The organism is Rudaea sp. (assembly GCF_047601565.1).
Taxonomy (GTDB): domain Bacteria; phylum Pseudomonadota; class Gammaproteobacteria; order Xanthomonadales; family Rhodanobacteraceae; genus Rudaea.
In genome coordinates this window covers 484,666-505,199 of the sequence record NZ_JASGIY010000001.1, presented here as the reverse complement: position 1 = coordinate 505,199, position 20,534 = coordinate 484,666, and the positions used below count along the sequence as shown (strand labels likewise).

The 20,534-nt window shown below is 66.8% G+C and carries 14 protein-coding genes and 2 pseudogenes; 7 read left to right on the top strand and 9 right to left on the bottom strand.

All coding sequences use genetic code 11. From position 1 onward, the window contains the following. Nucleotide 1: 1 nt before the first annotated feature. The 3 genes and pseudogenes from QM741_RS02180 to QM741_RS02170 all read right to left on the bottom strand — a co-directional run bounded on the left by QM741_RS02180 (nucleotide 2) and on the right by QM741_RS02170 (nucleotide 5,403). Complete coding sequence (locus tag QM741_RS02180) at nucleotides 2-727, bottom strand: SDR family oxidoreductase (RefSeq protein ID WP_415209064.1); 726 nt, start codon at nucleotides 725-727, stop codon at nucleotides 2-4. A gap of 171 nt (nucleotides 728-898) precedes the next feature. Then, nucleotides 899-4,066: pseudogene (locus tag QM741_RS02175) on the bottom strand (efflux RND transporter permease subunit); the annotation flags it as partial. Between the two features lie 158 nt (nucleotides 4,067-4,224). Then, on the bottom strand, nucleotides 4,225-5,403 hold the full coding sequence (locus tag QM741_RS02170) for an efflux RND transporter periplasmic adaptor subunit (protein WP_415206108.1): 1,179 nt from the start codon (nucleotides 5,401-5,403) through the stop codon (nucleotides 4,225-4,227). A 317-nt stretch (nucleotides 5,404-5,720) separates the two neighbouring features. Between QM741_RS02170 and QM741_RS02165 the strand changes: the two are divergent. Both QM741_RS02165 and QM741_RS02160 read left to right on the top strand, forming a co-directional pair. After that, a pseudogene (locus tag QM741_RS02165) lies at nucleotides 5,721-5,873 on the top strand (TetR/AcrR family transcriptional regulator); the annotation flags it as partial. A 163-nt stretch (nucleotides 5,874-6,036) separates the two neighbouring features. Beyond that, a complete protein-coding gene (locus QM741_RS02160; RefSeq protein ID WP_415209162.1) occupies nucleotides 6,037-6,372 on the top strand; it encodes a hypothetical protein in 336 nt (111 codons plus the stop codon). A 143-nt stretch (nucleotides 6,373-6,515) separates the two neighbouring features. On the opposite strand, the gene QM741_RS02155 is transcribed toward QM741_RS02160, so the two are convergent. From QM741_RS02155 to QM741_RS02130, 6 genes are all read right to left on the bottom strand, one after another. Continuing rightward, nucleotides 6,516-7,826, bottom strand: coding sequence for a dicarboxylate/amino acid:cation symporter (locus tag QM741_RS02155; protein WP_415206107.1), 1,311 nt, complete (start codon nucleotides 7,824-7,826; stop codon nucleotides 6,516-6,518). A 110-nt stretch (nucleotides 7,827-7,936) separates the two neighbouring features. Further along, a complete protein-coding gene (locus QM741_RS02150) occupies nucleotides 7,937-8,767 on the bottom strand; it encodes an ABC transporter ATP-binding protein (protein WP_415206106.1) in 831 nt (276 codons plus the stop codon). Further along, nucleotides 8,760-9,194 carry a putative toxin-antitoxin system toxin component, PIN family gene (locus tag QM741_RS02145; RefSeq protein ID WP_415206105.1) on the bottom strand — a complete coding sequence of 145 codons (435 nt, stop codon included), beginning with the start codon at nucleotides 9,192-9,194 and terminating at the stop codon, nucleotides 8,760-8,762. Before QM741_RS02145 ends, QM741_RS02150 begins: the two co-directional genes overlap by 8 nt. Further along, nucleotides 9,170-9,430 carry a hypothetical protein gene (locus QM741_RS02140; protein WP_415206104.1) on the bottom strand — a complete coding sequence of 87 codons (261 nt, stop codon included), beginning with the start codon at nucleotides 9,428-9,430 and terminating at the stop codon, nucleotides 9,170-9,172. The genes QM741_RS02145 and QM741_RS02140 overlap by 25 nt, the downstream gene beginning before the upstream one ends. An 83-nt stretch (nucleotides 9,431-9,513) precedes the next feature. Next, the gene (locus QM741_RS02135) at nucleotides 9,514-10,143 is read right to left on the bottom strand and encodes a 2-hydroxychromene-2-carboxylate isomerase (protein WP_415206103.1); all 630 of its coding nucleotides are present in this window, start codon (nucleotides 10,141-10,143) and stop codon (nucleotides 9,514-9,516) included. A gap of 10 nt (nucleotides 10,144-10,153) precedes the next feature. Next, nucleotides 10,154-12,568, bottom strand: coding sequence for an acyl-CoA dehydrogenase (locus tag QM741_RS02130; protein WP_415206102.1), 2,415 nt, complete (start codon nucleotides 12,566-12,568; stop codon nucleotides 10,154-10,156). A 184-nt stretch (nucleotides 12,569-12,752) separates the two neighbouring features. Here QM741_RS02130 and QM741_RS02125 point away from each other — a divergent pair, with 184 nt between their 5' ends. The 5 genes from QM741_RS02125 to QM741_RS02105 all read left to right on the top strand — a co-directional run bounded on the left by QM741_RS02125 (nucleotide 12,753) and on the right by QM741_RS02105 (nucleotide 20,533). After that, the gene (locus tag QM741_RS02125; protein WP_415206101.1) at nucleotides 12,753-13,571 is read left to right on the top strand and encodes an AMP nucleosidase; all 819 of its coding nucleotides are present in this window, start codon (nucleotides 12,753-12,755) and stop codon (nucleotides 13,569-13,571) included. A gap of 36 nt (nucleotides 13,572-13,607) precedes the next feature. Continuing rightward, entirely contained in the window at nucleotides 13,608-14,303 is a 696-nt protein-coding gene (locus QM741_RS02120; protein ID WP_415209063.1) for a VIT family protein, read from the top strand. 79 nt (nucleotides 14,304-14,382) lie between these two features. Continuing rightward, nucleotides 14,383-15,759, top strand: coding sequence for a bifunctional UDP-N-acetylglucosamine diphosphorylase/glucosamine-1-phosphate N-acetyltransferase GlmU (gene glmU, locus QM741_RS02115; protein ID WP_415206100.1), 1,377 nt, complete (start codon nucleotides 14,383-14,385; stop codon nucleotides 15,757-15,759). A gap of 168 nt (nucleotides 15,760-15,927) precedes the next feature. Continuing rightward, nucleotides 15,928-17,778 carry a glutamine--fructose-6-phosphate transaminase (isomerizing) gene (gene glmS / locus QM741_RS02110; protein WP_415206099.1) on the top strand — a complete coding sequence of 617 codons (1,851 nt, stop codon included), beginning with the start codon at nucleotides 15,928-15,930 and terminating at the stop codon, nucleotides 17,776-17,778. A gap of 367 nt (nucleotides 17,779-18,145) precedes the next feature. Further along, complete coding sequence (locus QM741_RS02105) at nucleotides 18,146-20,533, top strand: membrane-bound PQQ-dependent dehydrogenase, glucose/quinate/shikimate family (protein ID WP_415206098.1); 2,388 nt, start codon at nucleotides 18,146-18,148, stop codon at nucleotides 20,531-20,533. Nucleotide 20,534 lies beyond the last annotated feature (1 nt).

The window sequence follows — 20,534 nt, the reverse complement described above, 5'->3', positions numbered from 1 at the left end:
ATTACCAGGGCAGCGTTTGGCCAAGGTGCGAGAAACTGCCGTTCGGGCCGTCGGCGCCGATCAGGGCGAGTTCGACACTGGATTTGGCGCCATCGGCGACGTCGAGGTCGCCGTGGCTGTTCATGTCGGTCTTGACCGAGCCCGGATGGATCGCGTTGACCTTGATCTTCGTGTCGCGCAACTCGTGGGCGAGGTGCACGGTCCACGCGTTCACCGCGGACTTGGACACGTTGTACGCGGGCACCTTGAGGTCGTAGATGCCGGAGGTCGGATCGCTGTGCAGTGTGTTCGAGCCGAGGATGCTCGACACGTTGACGACGCGGCCCGCGTCGGATTTGTGCAGCAGCGGCAGGAACGCCTGGGTAACCGCGACCAGCGAGAACAGGTTGGTGTCGAAGGTCTTGCGCCACGCGTCCAGCGTCTGTTCCGACGGTTTCTTCGCCTGGTCATCGACGAGGATGCCGGCGTTGTTGACGAGGATGTCGAGGTGGCCGTGCCTGGCTTCGACTTCCTTTGCCGCTGTGGCGATGCTGTTTGCATCGTCAACGTCGAGTGCGATCGCGGCGACAGACAGGCCTTCTGCTTGCAGCTTCAGCGCGGCTTCTGTGGCCTTGGCGCGGTCGCGCCCGGCGAGCAGCACGTGGACGTTGTTCTGCGCGAGCTGGCGCACGGTTTCCAGGCCGATGCCGCGCGTGGCGCCGGTGACGAGAGCAATTTTCTGGGTCATGGGGATTACTCCTTGGGTTTGGGGGTCTCTTTGCTCGTCATTCCCGCGAAGGCGGGAATCCAGTGCCTTTTGCTTTTCGATCGCAAGATCAAGAGAAAAGTCGCTGGATTCCCGCCAAGAGCGCGCGGGAATGACGAGTGGAAGCTTCAGTGATTGGTCGCGGTCAGCGATGGCGTTCTGAATCGGTTGCGCCATCGCATGTTTCTCGCGCCTGCGGCGCACGAGCAGGTAGAACACCGGCGTCAGCAGCAGGCCGAAGAAGGTCACGCCGAGCATGCCGGAGAACACGGTCACGCCCATCGCGCGGCGCATCTCCGCGCCGGCGCCCGTGGCGAGCGCGAGCGGCACGACGCCCATGACGAACGCGAGCGAGGTCATCAGGATCGGGCGCAGGCGCAGGCGGCAGGCGTCGAGCACGGCCTGCCACACGGACTCGCCCATCGCCTCGCGGTCGCGGGCGAATTCGACGATCAGGATCGCGTTCTTGCAGGCGAGGCCGATCAGCACGATCAGTCCGATCTGGGTGAAGATGTTGTTGTCAACTCGCGCGGCCATCACGCCCACAATCGCGCACAGCAAGGTCATCGGCACGATCAGGATCACGACCAGCGGCAGCGTGACGCTTTCGTACTGCGCGGCGAGCACGAGGAAGACGAGCAGCACGACCAGCGGGAAGATCACGATCATCGTGTTGCCGGCGAGGATCTGCTGGTAGGTCAGGTCGGTCCACTCGTAGCCGAAACCGTTGGGCAGCTCCGTGCGCAGCACGTCCTCGATCGCGGCCTGGGCCTGGCCCGAGCTGTATCCGGGCGCGGCGGCGCCGTTGAGCTCGGCGGCGAGATAGCCGTTGTAGTGCGGCACGCGGTCCGGGCCCGAGGCCTCGCGCGCGGTGACGAAGCTTGCGAGCGGGATCATGTCGCCGCGCGCGTTGCGCGTTTTCAGCCGGCCGATGTCGTCGGCGCTCAGGCGGAAGCCGGGCTCGGCCTGCGCGTTGACCTGGTAGGTGCGGCCGAAGCGGTTGAAGTCGTTGACGTAGAGCGAGCCGAGATACATCTGCATCGTGTCGTAGATGTTCTGCAGCGGCACGCCCGCCGTTTTCGCCTTTTCGCGATCCACGTCGACGTCGATCTGCGGCACGTTGACCTGGAAGCCCGAGAACACGCCGGCCAGTTCGGGCCGCTTCGACGCCTTGGCGATAACGTTCTGCAATTGCTTGTACAACTCGTCGGCACCGAGGTTGCCGCGGTCCTCGATCTGCAGTTTGAAGCCGCCGATCGTGCCGAGGCCCTGCACGGGCGGCGGCGGGAAGATCGCGATGAAGGCGTCCTGGATCTGCGCGAATTTCATGTTCATCGCCATCGCGATCGAGCCGGCGGACTTCGACGCGTCGCGGCGCTCCTCGAACGGCTTCAGCGTGGTGAACGCGATGCCGTAGTTGGTCGCATTGGTGAAGCCGTTGATCGACAGGCCCGGGAACGCCGGCACGTCCTCCACGCCGGGCGTCTTCAGCGCGATCTCGCCCATGCGCCGGATCACCTCGCTCGTGCGGTCGAGCGTCGCCGCGTCGGGCAGCTGGGCGAAGCCGACGAGGTACTGCTTGTCCTGCGCCGGCACGAAGCCGGTCGGCGTGCGCAGGAAGCCGTAGGCGGTGAGCGCGATCAGGCCCAGGTAGATGAACACCGCGACCGAACTGCGTCCGAGCACGCGGCTGACCGTGCCGACGTAGCCGTTCGACGCGCGCGCGAAGAAGCGGTTGAACGGACGGAAGAACCAGCCGAGCGCGGCGTTGAGGAAGCGCGTGAAGCGGTCGGGCGGCGCGTCGTGCGCCTTGAGCAGCAGCGCCGACAGCGCGGGCGACAAGGTCAGCGAGTTGAACGCCGAGATCACGGTCGAGATCGCGATCGTGATCGCGAACTGCTTGTAGAACTCGCCCGACAGGCCGCTGATAAACGCCGTGGGCAGAAAGACCGCGCATAGAACCAGTGCCGTCGCGATGATCGGCCCGGTCACTTCCTTCATCGCCTGCACGGTGGCGTCGAACGGCGCGAGGCCTTCGCCGATGTTGCGCTCGACGTTCTCGACCACCACGATCGCGTCGTCGACGACGATGCCGATCGCGAGCACGAGGCCGAACAGGCTCAAGGTGTTGAGGCCGAAGCCGAGCAGATGCATCACGCCGAGCGTGCCGATCAGCGATACCGGCACGGCGAGCAGCGGAATGATCGAGGCGCGCCAGGTCTGCAGGAACACGATGACGACGATGACGACGAGCAGGATCGCTTCGAGCAGGGTGTGCATCACCGCGTCGATCGAACCGCGCACGAACACGGTCGGATCGTAGGCGACGTTGTAGTCGATGCCGTCGGGGAACGATTTCTTCAGCTCGGCCATCTTCGCGCGCACCGCGTCGGAGATCGCGATCGCGTTGCTGCCCGGCCGCTGGAACACCGGCAATGCGACCGCGGTCTGGTTGTTGAGCATCGCGCGCAGCGCGTAGTTGTCCGAGCCGAGCTCGATGCGCGCGACGTCACGCAGGCGCGTGATCTGTCCGGCCTGGCCGGTACGGATGATGATGTTGGCGAAGTCTTCCTCGCTGACGAGGCGGCCCTTGGTATTGACCGCGATCTGGTAGTTCGGGCGGGTCGGATCGTTCGACGGCGTGGCCGAGGAACCGAGCTGGCCCGCGGCGACCTGCACGTTCTGCTCGCGGATCGCGTTGGCGATGTCGGTCGCGGTCAGGCCGCGCGCGGCGACCTTCTCCGGGTCGAGCCAGATGCGCATCGAATAGTTGCCGCCGCCGAACGCCTGCACGTCGCCGACGCCGTCGAGCTTGGCGAGTTCGTCCTTGATGCGCAGGATCGCGTAGTTCGACAGGTAGTTCTGGTCGTAGCGCCCGTCGGGCGAAATCAGGAACACCGCACAGGTGATGTCGGGCGTGGACTTGTTCACGGTCACGCCGATGCGCTGCACGTCCTGCGGCAGTTTCGGCGTCGCCTGCGCGACGCGGTTTTGGATCAGCTGCTGCGCCTTGTCGACGTCGGTGCCGAGCTTGAACGTGATCGTCAGCGTCATCACGCCGTCGCTGGTCGCCTGCGAGAACTGGTAGAGCATGTCCTCGACGCCGGTGATGGCCTGTTCGAGCGGGCCGGCGACGGTGTCGGCGATGACCTTCGGATTGGCGCCCGGATAGGTCGTGCGCACGACCACGGTCGGCGGCACGACTTCGGGATATTCCGAGATCGGCAGGGACGGAATCGAAACCAGGCCGGCGATCAGGATCAGCGCCGACAGCACGCCGGCGAACACCGGGCGCGAGACGAAAAATCGGGAGAGGTTCATGGTGTGCTCTTTTCTTCCCTTCTCCCGGTGGGAGAAGGTGCCCGAAGGGCGGATGAGGGGAAAGCCTTTCAATTGTTCAGCGAGATAGCACGGTGCGAGGCTCTTCCCTCATCCGGCGCTTCGCGCCACCTTCTCCCGGTGGGAGAAGGGAAGCAGGATCAGTTCAACGCCGCGCGTCCATTGTTGCCGGTCGCGGTCGCCGCCGGCGCAAGTTGCGCCACGGCCTTGCCGTCGGTCGCCATCGCCACGCGCGTCGGGTTCACCGTCGCGCCGGGGCGCACGTGCTGCAGTCCGTTGACGACGATCACGTCGCCCGCGTTCAGGCCCTCGCGCACGACGCGCAGGCCCTCGATCGCCGCGCCGAGCGTCACCGGGCGGTATTCGAGCGAGTTGTCCTGCTTCAGCGCGAGCACGAACTTCTTGCCGAGATCGGTGCCGACCGCGCGCTCGTCGATCAGGATCGCGTCGTGCGCGGCGCCGCCGACCAGCTTGATGCGCGCGAACAGGCCCGGAGTGAAGTGGCCGTCGGCGTTGTCGAACACGCCGCGCGCGCGGATCGTGCCGCTGTTCGCGTCGACCTGGTTGTCGACGAAATCGAGCCGGCCTGCGTGCGGATAGCCCTGCTCGTCGACGAGGCCCATGTACACCGGGCTCTCGGCCTTCGCCGCGCCGTGCGCGAAGCGCAGATAGGTCGCCTCGTCCACGTCGAAGTAGGTGTAGACCGGATTGTCGGACACGACCGTGGTCAGCACGCTCGTGGTCGAGACGAGATTGCCCGGCGTGATCAGCATGCGCGAGACGCGGCCGTCGATCGGCGAGCGCACCTGGGTGAATTCGAGGTTGAGGCGCGCCGCTTCGAGCGCGGCCGCGGCCGCGCCGATGTCGTCGCCGGCGCTCGTCGCCGCGGTCGCGAGCTGGTCGAAGTCCTGCTGCGCGATGACGTGCCGGGCGATCAACTGCTTGCCGCGCTCGTGGTTCTGCGTGGCCAGCGCCGCCTGCGAACGCGCGTGCTGGAGCTGCGCGGCGAGGCGGTCGACCTCGGCCTGGTACGGACGCGGATCGATGCGGAACAGCACTTGGCCCCTCGATACTTGGGCGCCTTCGGCAAACTGCGCCGATTCGATGAAGCCGCCGACGCGCGGCTGGACCTGTACGGTAGTGACGGGTTCGAGCCGGCCGGTGAATTCCTCGAAATCGCGCAGGGGTTTCGAGACCACCTCGGCGACGCTGACCGTCGGCGCGGGCGCTGCGGCCGGCGCGCCGCTGGCTGCGGAACGCGAACAGCCGCCGAGAAACGCCGCCGAAGCGGCCACGAGCGTCAGCACGGCCAGCGTCATGCGTGTGCCGGCTCCCGATGCTTTCGGCAAAGACGGTTTTTTCAACAGTGGCCCGCGCAAAAGTAGGGCGAAAGACCCGCCCTTTTTTGCGCTCTTTGCGTTCTTCGCGGCGGACGAACGCTTCTGTTCCAAGGCGAAATGCAGATGCGACATGGCGATCTCCTCAAGTCCTTTGGACTGAACCGGCTATGACTTCTGCTGCGGGCTGCCTTGACCTTGCGGTTGGCTTACGCAAAACTGTCATCATGTGTGTTACCGGTCAGTAACATTTGGGATGTTACTGACTGGTCACTAACCTGTCAAGAGGAGTCCGTGCCATGTCCGCAAAATCGACGGCGACGGCCGTTTCCGTGGCGAGCGAGGCGCTTGTGCGCAGCGACAGGCCGCGCGTGCGCGACCGCATCCGCGATTCCGCGGCCGACCTGTTCTACCGCCACGGCATCCGCGGCGTCTGCGTCGACGCGATCGTCGAGAACGCCGGCACGAACAAGATGAGCTTCTACCGCAGCTTTCCGTCGAAGGACGATCTCGGTCGCCGAATACCTCAAGGACCAGGAGCGCGGCTACTGGCAGTGGTGGGACGAGGCCGTCGCGCCGCACGCGGGCGATCCGCGCCACCAGGTCGAGGCGTTGATGCAGGCCGTCGTCGATCTGGCCAAGACCAAGGCGAAGGCCGATTGCGGCTGCCGTTCGAGCCGCGGCTGCGCGCTCGGCAACGCCGCGGTCGAGATTCCCGAGGACAACGAACGCCTCAACGCGATCGTGCACGACTACAAGGCCGAGATCCGCCGCCGCCTGCGCAAGTACGCGCGCGAGATGGGCGCGCGCGAACCGGACTCGCTCGGCGACGCGCTGATGCTGCTGCTCGAAGGCGGCTACTACACGCGCCTGACCTTCCCGAACAACTCCGGCCCGGTCACGGCGGTCGCGAAGGCCGCGCGCGCGCTGATCGACGCGCATATGGACTGAGCGAGCCCTTCTTCTTTTGCCGTCATTCCCGCGGAAGCGGGAATCCATTTTGATCTTGTTTTTTCCTTACACACGAAAAAGCATCAAAAGAAGAAATTGGATTCCCGCTTTCGCGGGAATGACGAGCCTATTTACCTGTCGTCTTACGTCACTTCGGACTTCTCGACGAAGCTCGGATCGGCCAGTTCGCGCCGCAGCTTCTCGCCGTCGAGTTCGCCTTCCCACTTCGACACGACGATCGTCGCGACGCCGTTGCCGATGAAATTCGTCAGCGCGCGGCATTCGCTCATGAAGCGGTCGATGCCGAGGATCAGCGCCATGCCCGCGACCGGGATGCTCGGCACCACGGCCAGCGTCGCCGCGAGCGTGATGAAGCCCGCGCCGGTGACGCCCGATGCGCCCTTGCTCGTCAGCATCGCCACGCCGAGCAGGGCGAGTTCCTGGCCCCAGCTCAGGTCGATGTCGAGCGCCTGCGCGATGAACAGCGAGGCCATCGTCATGTAGATGTTGGTGCCGTCGAGGTTGAACGAGTAGCCCGCGGGCACGACGAGGCCGACGACCGACTTCGAGCAACCCAAACGTTCGAGCTTTTCCATCAGCGGCACGAGCGCACTTTCCGACGAGCTCGTGCCGAGCACGATCAGCAGTTCGGACTTGATGTAATCGAGAAAGCGCAGGATCGAAAAACCGGTGAAGCGCGCGATCGCGCCGAGCACGAGGACGACGAAGATCGCCGCGGTCAGGTAGAACAGGCCGACGAGCTGGGCCATGTTGGCCAGGGTGCCGATGCCGTACTTGCCGATCGTGAACGCCATCGCGCCGAAGGCGCCGAGCGGCGCCACCTTCATCACCAGGCCGATCATGCCGAACAGCACCTTCGAGCAGACCTCGAAGAAACGGTACACGGTCTGGCCGGTTTCGCCGAGGCGCGACAGCACGAAGCCGAACAGGATCGCGATCAGCAGAACCTGCAGCAGGTCGCCGTTCGCGGTGAACGCGTCGGCGAAGGTCTTCGGCACGATGTGCAGGATGAATTCGGCCGTCGATTGCTCGCTCGCCGCCTTGGCGTAGCTCGCGACCGCCTTCGCATCGAGCGAGGCCGGGTCGATGTGCAGGCCATGGCCCGGGCGCGCGATCTTCATGACGACGAGGCCGACCGCGAGCGCGACGGTTGAGACGACCTCGAAATACAGCAGCGCCTTGCCGCCGACGCGGCCGACCTTCTTCATGTCGTTCATGCCGGCGATGCCGAGCACGACGGTGAGGAAGATCACCGGCGAGATCAGCATCTTGACCAGGTTGATGAACAGGTCGCCGAGCCATTTCAGCGAGGACGCCTTGAACGTCGCGCCGGCAATGACCGGACTCTGGTCGCCGAACAGCCAGCCAGTCAGGCCGCCGAGGAAGATGCCGATCAGCACCCAGAAATACAGATGGCGAGTGAAACCTTTCATGCTTGCCCCCGGCGGCGATCGTCTGGATCGGAATGTGCGTTCCGGCGCGAGCATCGCGACGCCGGCATTGCCGTGTCAATAGTCCTTCCGGTGCGGCGGTCGGCGTCCGCTCAGGCCGGCGCGTCGCTGCCGTCGAATCCGGCATGGTAATAGCCGCCGCCGCGCCAGACGCGCAGCGGCGCGCCGTACTGCGCGCTCAGCGTTTCCGAGCGCAGCACCTCGGCCTTCGGCCCCTGCGCGAACACGCGGCCCTCGCGCAGCAGGATCACGTGGTCGATCTCGGGAAGGATCTCCTCCAGATGATGGGTGACGAGGATCAGCGTCGTGCCGCCGCGGGCGAGTCCGCGCAGGCTTTCGAGCAGCGTGCGCCGGGCGACGAAGTCGAGGCCCGCGGTAGGCTCGTCGAGCAGCAGCGCGCCGGGATCGTGCACGAGCGCGCGCGCGATCAGCACGCGCCTCGCCTCGCCGGTGGACAACGTGGCGAAGCGCCGGTGGGCCAGATGCGCGGCGCCGAGCCGTTCGAGTGCGCCGCGCGCCGCGGCGCGCATGTCCTCGCTCACCTCGTGGTTGAACGACAGCACATGGCTGGCGAAGAAACCCGAGATCACCGCGTCGAGTGCGTCGACGAGATCCTCGCCGATCAGGCGCTGCTGCAGGTCGCCGGATACGATGCCGAGGTGCTTGCGCAACTCGAACACGTCCGAGCGCGTGCGCCCGAGAATGCGCATCGGCGGCCTGCCGTCGTCGTGCGCGAGCGGATAGTCGTCGCGATGGATCATGCGCACGAGCGAGGATTTGCCCGCGCCGTTCGGGCCGACGATCGCGCTGTGCTGGCCCGGCTCGATGCGCAGGCTGAGGCCGCGCAGCACTTCGTTGCCGCCGCGCATTAGGTGCGCGTCGTCGAGTTCGAGCAGGGGCGGATTGGCGGTGTTTTCAGTCATGTTCGATATGGTGCAGAAACTGTTCGGGCGTCAGGATGCGACCGGGAAAGTCGCGTGCGGCAACGAGGCGTTTGTCGCCAGTGACCAGAATCACTCGATCGTGCGCCGCCAGCAGTTCCCAAAGATGCTGGTCGTCTTTGTCCGGCGCATGCAAGGGTGTGGCGACGGGATCGAGAACGATCGCATGCCGGACCATGGCGGCAAGCAGCTTCTCGATCTGCGCCGGGGTCTGGCGGTGCAGTGCGGCGATATTCGTGCGCAACGACACGTCCCGGTATTCGGCCAGCAATGCGTCGGAAATCGCGAACGGAAACAGGCCGGTCAGCATGCCTGCAAGCAGGCGCGCGACGGGCGAATCGTCGCGCCTGCTCAGCAATCCGGCGACGACGACGTTCGTGTCGATTATCGCGGGGTGCGGCGTTGCCATGTCGCCTTGCGCGCCGCGCGCGTCTCCCGCACGGCGAACTTCATCGCCTGCGCATCGCTCAGGCCGCTGTTCGCCCGCGCGCGGCGCAGGATCGCAAGCGCATCGTCCTCGCTTTTGATGCCGTAGAACTCCAGGCTTTCGTCGACGATCTGCGTGATCGTCTTGCCGCGCGCGGCCGAGGCCTGCTTGAGCGCGCGGTAGCGCGGTTCGGACAGAGTGATCGTGAGGCGGTTCACGGTGTATTGGTGCTTTGGTGAGAGCTCATCAAAGCATAATGCCGCGCCCCCCATCGCGCAAGGCGTCGCGCGGCGCAGCGAATTCAGCGCCGGCGCTCGACGCCCGACGGCAGGGCGGCGAGGCGGCGGTACTCGTCCGTGTCGAAGTGCCGAGGGTGCGCGAGCCAGTCTTCGATCATCGGCGTCGCATCATTGCCCCAGAAAACTTCGCCGCCGGCCTCGAGCGTCGGCACGCCGAACACGCCCGCGGCGATCGCGCCGTCGGTGTTCGCGCGCAGCGCATCCTTCACTGCCGGGTCCGCGAGCGCCTTCTCCACGTCCGCGATGCCGAGTGCCGCGGCGACGCCGGCGAGATCGCCGGCCGTGACGCCCGCGTTCCCGCCGCGCCAGAGATGATCGAAGATCGCCTCGATCGCGGTCCATGTCGTTCCTGCGGCGATGCAGAGCCGCAGCGCCGCGAGCGAATTGAACGGATGCTGCGGCGGGAAGCGCAGCGTCGCGCCGGCCCGCTCCGCCTGCCATTGCACGAAGCGGTAGGTGAATTCGCGCTTGCCGGGAATTTCCGCCGGGCCGAGCTGGCCGTGATGCTTGAGCACCGCGCCGAACGCGATCGGCACGGGCGTGATGTCGAGCCGATCTTGCCATTCCAGAACCTTGCCCAGTTGCAGGTACGAAAACGGCGAAACGAAATCGAAATACCAGTGCGCGTGCATGGCGCTTCCTTCAATGCAGCGTCTTGAAGATCGCGGGATCGAACGCGTCGACCGCGATCACCTCGTTGCGCGCCGCCTCGGCCTCCTGCAGCAGATCGTACTCGGCCTGTGTGATGACGCCGGCTTTCAGGCCCATTTCGTCGAGCATGTATCCGGGCGCGCGGTCGAGCGTGCCGGCGCGCACCGCGTCGCGCAGTTTGGTTTCGACCGGGATCGCGCGCACGGCCTTGTCGAGCGCGGCTTCGAGAGTGCCGAGGCCCGGTTCGGTCGGCGGCGGGATGAACACGTCGCCGGTCAGCGTGGCGCGTGCCTCGCGGTCCTCGAGGATGTCGCGCGCCACGCGTGCGCCGAGCTTGTCCGACGGCGGACGGAAGCGCGCGCCGAGCGGAAACACCGCCATGCGCAGCACGAAGGCCGCCGCGCGCGTCGGCAGGTTCTCGATCACGCCGCGCAGCGCCTCCTGCACATGGTACAGCGAATGCTCGGCGCACCAGCAGGCGAGGTTGAGGTTCGCCGTCGTCTTCGCCTCGTCCTCGTAGCGCTTGAGCGCGGCGGAAGCGAGATAGAGATAGGCGAGCGCGTCGGCGAGCCGGCCGGAAATCTTCTCGCGGCGCTTGAGCGAGCCGCCGAGCGTGCCCATCGCGATGTCGGAGGCGAACTCGAACGCGGCCGAGAAGCGCGACAGATGCTGGTAGTAGCGCCGCGTGTCCTGCACCGCTGGCGCGGCGGCGAGGCGGCTGCCGCTCCAGGCGAGCAGCTTCGCGCGCGTGACGTTGCGGAAGACGAGGTTGACGTGCCCGAACAGCGCCGCGTCGAACGCTTTGAGGTCGTTCGCGGCGACCGCGGCGATTTCCTTCTGCACGAACGGATGGCAGCGGATCGCGCCCTGGCCGTAGATGATCATCGAGCGCGTGAGGATGTTCGCGCCTTCGACCGTGATGCCGATCGGCACCGCGTCCCACGCGCGCGCGAGCGAGTTGCGCGGCCCGCGCTGGATCGCGCTGCCGGCGCGGATGTCCATCGCGTCGGTGACGACCTCGCGCATGCTTTCGGTGAGATACGCCTTGGCGATCGCCGAGAGCACGGCGGGCTTTTCGCCCGCGTCGAGCGCGCCGCAGGTCAGCGTGCGCGTGGCGGTCATCATGTAGGTTTTCGCGGCAATGCGCGCAAGCGGCTCTTCGATGCCTTCGAAGCGGCCGATCGGCGTGTCGAACTGTTCGCGCACGGTCGCGTAGGCGCCGCAGATGCGGGTCATCATCTGCGCGGCGCCGACGCTGAGCGCGGGCAGCGAGATCGAGCGGCCCGCGGCGAGGCATTCCATCAGCATGCGCCAGCCCTGGCCGATGCCGTTGCGCCCGCCGATCACGTTGTCGAGCGGAATGAAGACATCGTTGCCGACGATCGGCCCGTTCATGAACGGCACGCCCATCGGATCGTGGCGCAGGCCGATCTCGATGCCGGGCAGGTGCGCTTCGATCAGCGCGCAGGTGATGCCGAGATCGTCCTTGTCGCCGAGCAGGCGATCGGGATCCTTGATGCGGAACGCGAGGCCGATCAGCGTCGCCACGGGCGCGAGCGTGATGTAGCGCTTCTTCCATTCCAGGCGCAGGCCGAGGATTTCCTTGCCGTCGACGACGCGCTTTTCGACGACGCCGGTCGATTGCGTCGCGGCCGCGTCGGAGCCGGCTTCGGGGCCGGTCAGGCCGAAGCACGGGATGTCCTCGCCGCGCGCGAGCCGCGGCAGGTAGTAGTTCTTCTGCGCGTCGGTGCCGTAGTGCAGCAGCAGTTCGCCGGGGCCGAGCGAATTCGGCACCATGACCGTGACGGCGGCGGCGACCGAGCGCGACGAGATGCGCGTCACCACGCGCGAGTGCGCGATCGCCGAGAAGCCGTGGCCGCCGTATTCCTTCGGGACGATCATGCCGAAGAAGCCCTGTTTCTTGATGAAGTCCCAGACTTCGGGCGGCAGGTCGCGCAGCTGGTTGATCTGCCAGTCGTCGAGCATCGCGCAGAGCCGCTCGACCGGGCCGTCGAGAAACGCCTGTTCGTCGGCGCTCAGCGGCTGCGGTTTGAACTCGAGCAGCTTGTTCCAGTCCGGCCTGCCCGAGAACAGTTCCGCGTCCCACCACACCGTGCCCGCGTCGAGCGCGATGCGCTCGGTCTCGCCGAGCCGCGGCAACACCTTGGCGAAGGTCGGCATCACGCTGCGCGTGACCAGCGCGCGGCGGATCGCGGGGACGCCGAAGACGATCGCAAGGGCGGTCAATATCAATGCCGTCGCTTCGAATGCGATCGGTGAAGCGATGCCCGCAATGCGCCAGCCGACCAACCAGATGCCGCAGGCGACGACCCAGGCGAGAAAGCCACGGCCGACGAAAAGCAAAGCGCTCAGCGCGATCAAGGCGAGGAGCAGGGTGATGAGCATCGGAAACTCCCGGGAGCGAGGCGACGATACGCGTCCCATCATCCTTCGCGGCCGCGAAAAAGCAAAGCGGCATCGCCGCGTGACGGCTGCACGCGGCGCGCGCAACGATTAGACTTGCCGGCGACACCCAACGACCTGCCATCCCGCCGATGTGCCGTCATCGGCAACCCGACGGAATACCAAAATGAAAGACAAGAAAGACATCGTGGAGAACTGGCTGCCGCGCTACACCGGCACGCCGCTCGATGCGTTCGGCGAGCACATCTTGCTGACCAACTTCGGCAACTACGTCGACCTGTTCGCGCAATGGAACGGCGTCGAGGTGCAGGGCCGCGACCGGCCGATGCCGAACGCGACCGCCGACGGCATCACCCTGATCAACTTCGGCATGGGCTCGCCGAACGCGGCCACGGTCATGGACCTGCTCAGCGCGATCGCGCCGAAGGCCGCGTTGTTCCTCGGCAAATGCGGCGGCTTGAAGAAGAAGAACCAGCTCGGCGATCTGGTCCTGCCGATCGCGGCGATCCGCGGCGAGGGCACCTCGAACGACTACCTGCCGCCGATCGTGCCGGCGCTGCCGGCGTTCCAGTTGCAGCGCGCCGTGTCGACGATGATCCGCGACCTCGGCCACGACTACTGGACCGGCACGGTCTACACGACCAACCGCCGCGTCTGGGAGCACGACGAGGAATTCAAGAACCTGCTGCGGCGCACGCGCAGCATGGCCGTGGACATGGAAACCGCGACGATCTTCGCCGCCGGCTTCGCCAATCACGTGCCGACCGGCGCGCTGCTGCTCGTTTCCGACCAGCCGATGATCCCCGAGGGCGTGAAGACCGAGGCCAGCGACAAGGCGATCACGGCGAACTACGTCGAGAAGCACATCAAGGTCGGCATCGAGGCGTTGAAGCTCGTGCGCCGCCACGGCCGCAGCGTGAAGCACCTGCGCTTCGAGGTGGACGAGGAATATCACGACGATCTCGGCGGCCAGCACGAGGCCTAGCGATTGCGCGCGCGGTTTCACGACGACGGGCCGCCCTTGCGGCGGCACCGGGAAAGCCACGTCGGCGACCGTATCGGCTGGCTGCGCGCGGCCGTGCTCGGCGCGAACGACGGCATCCTCTCCACGGCGGGCCTCGTCGTCGGCGTGGCCAGCGCCGAGGCCACGCGCGGCAGCGTGCTGATCGCGGGCGTCGCCGGTCTCGTCGCCGGCGCGCTGTCGATGGCGACCGGCGAATACGTCTCGGTCTCCTCGCAAGGCGATGCGGAGAAGGCCGAACGCGAACTCGAACGGCACGAGCTTGCGACCGACGCGCACGGCGAGCGCGAGGAACTGGTCAACATCTACATCGGCCGCGGCCTCGACCGTCCGCTTGCCGAACAGGTCGCGGACCAGCTCACCGCGCACGACGCGCTCGGTGCGCACCTGCGCGACGAGCTCGGCCAGACCGAGGAACGGCGCGCGCGCCCGTTGCAGGCGGCGCTGGCTTCGGCATCGGCCTTCTCGGTCGGTGCGGCGTTGCCGCTGGTCGCCGCGCTGCTCGCGGCGTCCGCGCATATGGCCCTGACCGTGGCCGTCGCTTCGCTGATCTCGCTCGCCGTGCTCGGCGCGGTGGCCGCGCGCGCCGGCGGCGCATCGATGCTGCGTGGCGCGTTGCGCGTGCTCGTCTGGGGTACGCTCGCGATGATGGCGACGGCGGCGATCGGCCATCTGTTCGACGTCAATCCGGGATGAAACCCGCCCTGCGGCGGCTGCCACATCGCGGCCATCGCGGGACCCGAACTTGCCCCGTTTTTTCGGTAAGCTTGCGCCGATGAATCCGACCCATCCGCTGCATATCGTCGTCCTCGCCGCAGGCGAGGGCAAACGCATGAGGTCCGCTCGCGCCAAGGTGCTGCTGCCGCTCGCGGGGCGGCCGATGCTCGCGCACGTGCTCGACACGGCGCGCGCGCTGCACCCGGAAAGAATTCACGTCGTCTACGGCCATCGCGGCGAACAGGTGCAGGCCGCGTTCGCCGATCAGGCCGACCTCGCCTGGGTGCACCAGGCCGAGCAAAAGGGAACAGGCCACGCGATGCAGCTCGCGATCGCGGGTGTCCCCGACGCGGCGCGCGTACTGGTGCTCTACGGCGACGTGCCGCTGATCCGGCCGACCACCCTGCAACCATTGATCGAAGCGCAGGCCGCGCTTGCCGTGCTCGCCGCCGATCTGTCCGATCCGAGCGGCTACGGCCGTGTCCTGCTCGATGCCGCGCAACGCGTGACCGGCATCGTCGAGGAGAAGGACGCGACGCCCGCGCAGCGCGCGGTGCGCACGATCAATACCGGCGTGATCGCGGCCGACGCCGCGCGGCTGCGCGGCTGGCTCGCGCGGCTCGACAACAACAACGCGCAGGGCGAGTTCTATCTCACCGACGTGTTCGCGCTGGCTGCGGCGGACGGTGCGTCGGCATTGGCGATCCTGTCGACCGACCCGAACGCGATCGCCGGCGCCAACGACGCCTGGCAGCTCGCCCAGCTCGAACGCCGCTACCAGCAGCGCGCCGCGCGCAATCTCTGCGCGCAGGGCGTGCGCTTCGCCGATCCCGCGCGCTTCGACCTGCGCGGCAGCGTCAGCGCGGGGCGCGACGTCGAGATCGATGTCGACGTCGTCCTGGAGGGTGCGGTCGCGCTCGGCGACGAAGTGCGCATCGGCGCGTTCTGCCGCATCCGCAATTCCACGCTCGCCGCCGGCACCGTCGTGCAGGCGCACAGCGATCTCGACGGCGTCGTGACCCACGGCGCCTGCGTGATCGGTCCGTATGCGCGGCTGCGTCCGGGCGCGGAGGTCCACGAGGGCGCACACGTCGGCAATTTCGTCGAGGTGAAGAACGCGAGCATAGGCCGCGACTCCAAGGCGAATCACCTGAGCTACATCGGTGATGCGAGCATCGGTGCCGGCGTCAACGTCGGCGCCGGCACGATCACCTGCAATTACGACGGCGTGAACAAGCACCGCACCGTGATCGAGGACGGCGCGTTCATCGGCTCGAACAGCGCGCTCGTCGCGCCGGTGAAGGTCGGCAAAGACGCGACGATCGGTGCCGGCTCGACCATCACCGTCAATGCCGCGGCGGGCGAGTTGACCGTGGCGCGCGCGCGGCAGGCGACGATCCGCGGCTGGAAACGCCCGCAAAAAAAACCGAAGTGACTGCTTCTGCCGTCATTCCCGCCAGGAGCATGCGGGAATGACGAGCTGAGCAACGACGCCAATAAGGTGCGGGAACGACAAGCCGAGGATCGACGCGAATCAGGAGCAGGAATGACGGCTCGCGGAGCCTGCTAGAATCCGCAGCCAATCGTTTCGGGGAACGCTCTCATGTGCGGAATTGTCGGCGCGATCGCGCAGCGCGATGTCACGGCCATCCTGGTCGAGGGACTGCGACGGCTGGAATATCGCGGCTACGACTCCACCGGCCTCGCGCTCGCGCAGCCGGGCGGCGAACTGGCGCTGTGGCGCACGGTCGGCAAGGTCACTCAGCTCTCGGCGAAGATCGGGGCGGGTCCGCGCGCGGGCACGCTCGGCGTCGCCCACTCGCGCTGGGCCACGCACGGCGGCGTCACCGAGGCGAACGCGCATCCGCACGTTTCGGAGAACCGCATCGCGCTGATCCACAACGGCATCATCGAGAACCATCTCGTGATCCGCGAGAGGCTGCGCGCGAAAGGCTATGCCTTCGCCTCGGAGACCGACACCGAAGTCGTCACCCACCTGATCCACGACTTCGTCAAGCAGGGCCACGACCTCACCACGGCGGTGAAGCACGCCGTGAAAGAACTCACCGGCGCCTACGCCATCGTCGTGTTCGACGCGCGGCAGCCGGACCGCATCGTCGTCGCACGCATCGCCAGTCCCCTCGTGATAGGCTTCGGCGACGGCGGGAACTTCGTCGCCTCCGACGTGCAGGCGCTGCTGCCGGTGACGCGCAGCTTCATCTTCCTCGAGGAAGGCGACGTCGCCGACGTGCGTCGCGATGCGGTGACGGTGTTCGATGCCGACGGCCGCGTCGTCGAGCGCCGGCGGCACGAATCCTCGCTCTCCGCCGACGCGGTCGAGCGCGGCGACTACGCGCACTACATGCTCAAGGAAATCCACGAGCAGCCGCAGGCCGTCGCGGATACGCTCGAAGGCCGCATCGCCAACGGCCGCGTCCTGCCGAACATCTTCGGCGTCCGCGCCGAAGGCCTGCTCGAGCGCGTGCGCCACGTGCAGATCGTCGCCTGCGGCACGAGCTACCACGGCGGCCTCGTCGCGCGCTACTGGTGCGAGTCGCTCGCCGGCATTCCGTGCAGCGTGGAGATCGCGAGCGAGTTCCGCTACCGCGATTTCGTCGTGCCGCAGGACAGCCTGTTCGTCACGATCTCGCAATCCGGCGAAACCGCCGACACGCTGGCGGCGCTGAGCGAAGCGAAAAAGCGCGGCTATCTCGGCACGCTGGCGATCTGCAACGTGCCCGAGTCCAGCCTCGTGCGCGAATCGGATTTAGTGCTGATGACGCGCGCCGGCCCCGAGATCGGCGTCGCCTCGACCAAGGCGAACACGACGCAACTCGTGGCGCTGGCGCTGCTCGTGCTCGAACTCGCGCGCCTCAACGGCCTGCCGCCCGAACGCCTGAGCCAACTCGTCGCCGAACTGGCCCGCCTGCCGCGCGCGGTCGAGGCGGCGCTCGGCTCCGACGCGCGCGTGCGCGAGCTGGCGGCGCGTTTCGTCTCCAGGCAAAGCGCGCTGTTCCTCGGTCGCGGCACGCATTGGCCGGTGGCGCTGGAAGGCGCGCTCAAGCTCAAAGAAATCTCCTACATCCATGCCGAAGGCTACGCGGCCGGCGAACTCAAGCACGGCCCGCTCGCGCTGGTCGACGCCGACATGCCGGTCGTCGCCGTCGTGCCGAACGATCACCTGCTGGAAAAAATCAAATCCAACCTCGCCGAAGTGCGCGCGCGCGGCGGCGAACTGTTCGTCTTCGCCGACGCGGACGCCGGCATCGACGCGCAGCAGATCGGCGCGCACGACGGCCGCGGCGCGCTGGTCCAGCTCGCCTGCGGCGGCAACTTCATCGCCCCGGCCGTGCTCACCGTGCCGCTGCAACTGCTCGCCTACCACGTCGCCGTGCTGCGCGGCACCGACGTCGACCAGCCGCGCAACCTGGCCAAGTCGGTGACGGTGGAGTAGGCGTCATCGTCCGTCACGGGGAGCTCTTCCCTCATCCGGCGCTTGAGTGACGCGGCTTCTCCCGATGGGAGAAGGAAAAACTCTCATGGTGGGACCCTTCTCCCACCGGGAGAAGGTGCCGGCAGGCGGATGAGGGAAAGGCCTTGCAGATTGGATCGGCCTGCATTCGTGCGAGGCTCTTCCCTCATCCGCCCTTCGGGCACCCACCCCGTTCGGCATCCTGCCTCACCCTCAGTCGGCTGTCGCCGACTTCGACCCTGGGGGAGAAGGAGAAGCCTGCCGGCACTTCGACGCGAATCAGGTTGGGGTTTAAGATGAAAGCAACACGCTTGTTGCTAGCGTCATGCCGTCGGCTTCGGAGATGCAAATGAATGGTTCAACGAAACGCAAGGCGGGTGGCTGGTTCGTCTCGCTGTATGCCATCGTCCTGGTTCTCGTCGGCCTGGCGTTGCTCGCCGGCGGAGTGGTGCTCGCCGGTCTGGGCGGCTCGTGGTATTACCTGATCGCCGGCGCGCTGCTGGTCGTTTCGGGCGTATGGATTTACCGGCGCAACTTCGCCGGTGTCTGGCTGTTCGCGCTCGGCTTCCTCGGCACGCTGGCCTGGGCGTATTGGGAAGTCGGCGCGCAGTTCTGGCCGCTGGTGCCGCGCCTGTCGCCGTGGATCGTGCTCGGACTGGTGCTCGCGCTGATCGTGCCCACACTGCGCCGGTCCGCGCGTGCCGAGGGCTGGCTCGCGGCCGTCGTGTTGGCCGCCGTCGGCGCGGTCGGGTTTGCGCAAATGTTTTCCGAACACGGCACGATCGAAGCCACGCGGCCGCTCGCAGCCGTGCCCGTTGCCGATGCGCAGGCGCAGCGCAACGAGAACTGGCAATACTACGGCCGCACGCTCGACGGCCATCGCTTCGCGCCGTTCGACCAGATCGACAAACAAAACATCGACAAACTGCAAATCGCGTGGACCTTCCGCACCGGCGACATTCCCGGCAAGGGCGCCGAGGAGCAGACCACGCCCACGCAGATCGGCGACAGCGTCTACGTCTGCACGCCCTACGGCAAGGTGTTTTCGCTCGACGCCGACACCGGCAAGCAGCGCTGGCGCTTCGACTCCAAGGAGCCGGACAGCAAGGTATGGAATCGTTGTCGCGGCGTGGCCTACTACGATGCCAAGGCTTACGCGCAAACCCATCCCGACGAGGAGAAGACGCAAGCCGCGGCGAGCGCGGGAACGTGCGCGCAGCGCCTGTTTCTCGGCACCACCGACGCGCGCCTGATCGCGCTCGACAGCGCGACTGGCCAGCCCTGTCCGGGATTCGGCGACAACGGTACCGTCGATCTGAAGGTCGGCATGGGCCTGGTCCAGCCGTTCTACTACATGACGACGTCCGAGAACACCGTCATCGGCAACCGCATCCTGGTCGGCGGCTGGGTGCAGGACGGCGCCTCGGTGGACGAACCCTCCGGCGTGATTCGCGCGTTCAGTGCGGACACCGGCGAACTGCTGTGGGCGTGGGACCCCGACAATCCGAACATCACGTTGTTGCCGCCGCCCGGCGAAACGTATTCGCGCACCACGCCGAACATGTGGTCCACGCCCGCCTACGACGAAAAACTCGACTGGGCCTTCCTGCCGATGGGCGGGCAGACGCCGGACTTTTTCGGCGGCTTCCGTCGGCCGGGCAGCGACGAGTTCGGTTCCAGCGTGGTCGCCATCGACATGAAGACCGGCAAGGTGCAGTGGCACTTCCAGACCACGCACCACGACCTGTGGGACTACGACGTGCCCTCGCAACCCGCCCTTGTCGACATGCCGGACCAAACCGGCAAGACGGTGCCGGCGGTCGTGCAGTTGACCAAGCGCGGACAGATTTTCGCGCTCGATCGCACAACCGGAAAACCCATTGCCGAGGTGGTCGAAAAGCCCGCGCCGACCAACGTGGTGAAAGGCGACCGCGTTTCGCCGACGCAACCGTATTCGGTCGGCATGCCGCAAGTCGGCAACGAGCCGTTGACCGAAAAGGACATGTGGGGCGCCACGTTCTTCGATCAGTTGTATTGCCGCATCGAGTTCAAGCGCATGCGCTTCGACGGCGAATTCACCCTCGCCAGCGAAGACAAGATCAACCTGCAATATCCCGGCAACTACGGCGGATTCAACTGGGGCAGCGCCGCCGTTGATGCGCAGAACGACATCCTCTACGCCGGCAGCATGCGCATGCCGTTGTGGGGTCAATACGTCTCGCGGGCTTTCGCGGACGATCCGAATGCACCGGGCGGACACGACGGCTTGCACGTCATGGCGGGCACGCCATTCGGTTACAAGAAAGGCATGTTCATGTCGCCGCTCGGCGTGCCCTGCCACGCGCCGCCCTACGGCCAGCTCACCGCGGTGGATTTGAAGAACAAGAAAATCCTCTGGCAAAAACCGATGGGCACCGTCGCCGACACCGTGCTGCCGTTCGGCTTCAAGGCGAAGCTGCCGTTCGCCATCGGCATGCCGGTGATGGGCGGCCCCGTCGCCACCGCATCGGGCCTGGTGTTCTTCGCCGGCACCTACGACTACTACCTGCGCGCCATCGACAGCGCCACCGGCAAGGAACTCTGGAAAGGCCGCCTGCCCGTCGGCGCGCAGGCCACGCCGATGACCTACGTGTCGCCGCAGTCGGGGCGGCAGTACGTCGTCATCGCCGCCGGCGGCGCGCGCCAGTCGCCCGACCGCGGCGACTACATCGTGGCGTTTGCGTTGCCGGATCGCTGAT

What these genes read in the sequence shown, in the direction of transcription:
- QM741_RS02180 (WP_415209064.1), bottom strand. Translation starts at nt 727, where the DNA reads ATGACCCAGAAAATTGCTCTCGTCACCGGCGCCACGCGCGGCATCGGC.
- QM741_RS02170 (WP_415206108.1), bottom strand. Translation starts at nt 5,403, where the DNA reads ATGACGCTGGCCGTGCTGACGCTCGTGGCCGCTTCGGCGGCGTTTCTC.
- QM741_RS02160 (WP_415209162.1), top strand. Translation starts at nt 6,037, where the DNA reads ATGCAGGCCGTCGTCGATCTGGCCAAGACCAAGGCGAAGGCCGATTGC.
- QM741_RS02155 (WP_415206107.1), bottom strand. Translation starts at nt 7,826, where the DNA reads ATGAAAGGTTTCACTCGCCATCTGTATTTCTGGGTGCTGATCGGCATC.
- QM741_RS02150 (WP_415206106.1), bottom strand. Translation starts at nt 8,767, where the DNA reads ATGACTGAAAACACCGCCAATCCGCCCCTGCTCGAACTCGACGACGCG.
- QM741_RS02145 (WP_415206105.1), bottom strand. Translation starts at nt 9,194, where the DNA reads ATGGCAACGCCGCACCCCGCGATAATCGACACGAACGTCGTCGTCGCC.
- QM741_RS02135 (WP_415206103.1), bottom strand. Translation starts at nt 10,143, where the DNA reads ATGCACGCGCACTGGTATTTCGATTTCGTTTCGCCGTTTTCGTACCTG.
- QM741_RS02130 (WP_415206102.1), bottom strand. Translation starts at nt 12,568, where the DNA reads ATGCTCATCACCCTGCTCCTCGCCTTGATCGCGCTGAGCGCTTTGCTT.
- QM741_RS02125 (WP_415206101.1), top strand. Translation starts at nt 12,753, where the DNA reads ATGAAAGACAAGAAAGACATCGTGGAGAACTGGCTGCCGCGCTACACC.
- glmU (WP_415206100.1), top strand. Translation starts at nt 14,383, where the DNA reads ATGAATCCGACCCATCCGCTGCATATCGTCGTCCTCGCCGCAGGCGAG.
- glmS (WP_415206099.1), top strand. Translation starts at nt 15,928, where the DNA reads ATGTGCGGAATTGTCGGCGCGATCGCGCAGCGCGATGTCACGGCCATC.
- QM741_RS02105 (WP_415206098.1), top strand. Translation starts at nt 18,146, where the DNA reads ATGAATGGTTCAACGAAACGCAAGGCGGGTGGCTGGTTCGTCTCGCTG.